The sequence below is a fragment of the Dyadobacter sp. genome, assembly GCF_051859145.1.
In the GTDB taxonomy this organism is placed as follows: domain Bacteria; phylum Bacteroidota; class Bacteroidia; order Cytophagales; family Spirosomataceae; genus Dyadobacter.
In genome coordinates this window covers 1-2,273 of the sequence record NZ_JBHYGF010000505.1, presented here as the reverse complement: position 1 = coordinate 2,273, position 2,273 = coordinate 1, and the positions used below count along the sequence as shown (strand labels likewise).

The 2,273-nt window shown below is 47.3% G+C and carries 4 protein-coding genes; all 4 read right to left on the bottom strand.

Annotation, left to right across the window (positions count from 1 at the left end; translation table 11 throughout):
• Positions 1–762: hypothetical protein (locus tag ACTIE6_RS22920; RefSeq protein WP_439558848.1), on the bottom strand; the 762-nt coding region annotated here is incomplete at its 3' end.
• Positions 763–800: 38 nt separating this feature from the next.
• Entirely contained in the window at positions 801–1,226 is a 426-nt protein-coding gene (locus tag ACTIE6_RS22915; RefSeq protein WP_439558847.1) for a VOC family protein, read from the bottom strand.
• Positions 1,227–1,233: 7 nt separating this feature from the next.
• Positions 1,234–1,803, bottom strand: coding sequence for a DJ-1/PfpI family protein (locus ACTIE6_RS22910; protein WP_439558846.1), 570 nt, complete (start codon positions 1,801–1,803; stop codon positions 1,234–1,236).
• 63 nt (positions 1,804–1,866) lie between these two features.
• Positions 1,867–2,273, bottom strand: a 407-nt coding sequence (locus ACTIE6_RS22905) for a hypothetical protein (RefSeq protein WP_439558845.1), incomplete at its 5' end; no start/stop codon positions are given.

The window sequence follows — 2,273 nt, the reverse complement described above, 5'->3', positions numbered from 1 at the left end:
ATCGCCTGTAATGCGGTAAGTTTGTGTTGGACCGGCCAATGCATAAATCTGCTCGTACATAGGCAATGCGTCCAGATCGTCGCCGAATTCAGAAGTAAGCAGCTTCGTTTCTTTCTGGCCTTCCACTTTGAGTCCGTGGTACCAGTAAACGAGGTCGTCGTCCTGATCAAAGAAGCGCATGTGGTCGCGCAGGTACTCGGTACCCAGCTCGGCGCCTTCGAGGAATTCGTCTTTTCCTGTCAAAAGGTAAGCGGACGCAAATCCGTACACCATCCTTGAAATGGTATCCGTTTCCTGCAGGTAATCTCCTTTTTTAGAACCTCCCAAATGCAGCATCGTGCGGTAGTTCTTGTAGTTGATCTCCTCCTTTGGATAATCAAACTGCCATTTCAAATAGCTGGAAGCAATGGAGCTGATCTGTGTAATCCACCAGTTCTGCTCTTCGTGGCGGTAAACTTTTGGTTCCTTACCAGGAAAAATCAGCTGCTGTGCTTCGAATGCAGCTTCGTTTTCACCCGCATTCGGATAGAATGTTCCGTAAGCGAATACATACTGCCCGTTTGTGGATAGGAATGCAGTAATATCGCCCGGATCCTGCCAGCCTTCTGTCAGGTTCTGAACACTGCGCGCATAAGTGGAGGGGATCAGATTTAACTTGAATGGTCTTTTGTCGGAAGTTTCCAATGTGAACCACCGTTCCTCTGCATTATATCCCGTGATATAACCTGCAATGGTATCTGAAAAAGTGAAATCTATATTCATGCTCAAATAGTTAAGGTGTTCTTAAATAAGTCGAAGGGTCAGGCGCCCACGCCTTCCTGGTCGCGGTACCCTTGGGTGATTTCGATGATGTTTCCTTCCGGATCTTTCAGCCAGACTGTTTTCCAGCCTTCGATTACCTCGTCAAAATGAAGCGGGCCGAGTGTGATCACAGCATCGTCGCCCATTAGCCTCAGCTTTTCGTCGATATCTTCAACCGAGAATGCAATGTGGCGCAGGCCGGGATAATGCGGTCCGTCGGCTTCTGCCATGGCCATCGGGCGTTCTTCCTCGGGCGGAAAGACCTCGAAGTAGATGTTGTGGTCATTTTTTAGGAAAACGAGTTCGGCGTCATCGCCTAAACTGATCGTCCTGGCACGTTTGAAACCGAAGTGCTTTGCATAAAACGCTTCAAATTTTGCCAGGTTTTTGACGGTCAATGCCAAATGGAAAAAGGTTGTGTCCATATTGATATCAGTTTGCAGAAAGCGTTTCGATGATCTTTTTGGCAAATAAATGGGCATGTCCGCCTGACCTTCCCGTGATCAGGTCACGATCTACTACGACGTCATCATTCGTATAAATGGCGCCGTAGGCTTTGGCATCGCCGATCAGGTTGTTATGGCAAACCAGCTTTCTGCCTCTCACGAGCTCTGTCGCAGGCGCTACCAGCCAGAGACCGTGGCAAATAATACCTTTCAGGATACCCGGTTCAGCAAATACACGTTTTAGAAATTCAGTAGCAGGCGGGATTTTCTCAACATCCTCCGTGTAACGCAGTCTGTCGGAAACCATTCCTGAGGGAACGATAATGGCGTCATAAGTCCTGAGCTCTTCATCGCTCATGTTCTCGAAAGTTTCCCAACAATCCATCGACGCACGGTACTCGTGACCGAGAAATGTCAGCTTGTCGTTGCCCCAGAGCCTTGACAGGAAATGCACCTCTGCACCTTCCTCGGGGAACCTGAACTTGTAATAGAAGATTTCGTTCTCAAAGAAATCGGCTTCGAACAGGATACCGATCTTTTTTCCGGCAAGTTTCATAGAGAAACACGTTTAGAGGAGTTACGTAAAATTTATATTTGGAAAAATCCGGATCCGCCAGGGCTATTTAAGACCTGAATAATGTCTGATGATCTTTCCGTCTTTCAGCAACATCGCGTCATAGATCCTGGTTGGCCCATTCACTGTGTCGATGGTTGCTTCAAACATGATACTGTCGTCGGTAGTCGCAAACTTTTCTGTTGAAATAAAGCCGCGGTATACATATTCAAGGTAACCTGAGAAAAGGTTCTTGATCGCTTCCGCTCCTTTGGCAACAATGGGCTCTGGTCCGCTGAGCACCACCATTTCTGCATCTGCTGCATAGTGCTTGTCAACCAGTACTTCTGCATTACGATCTGCCAGTAATGCTACCTGTTCGTCATAAAACGCTTTCATAGTTTTAGGATATAGTTGAGAATAATATTTTGAATCACTCGGATTTTCAGGCCAGCGTTCCGTCCGGATGCTGT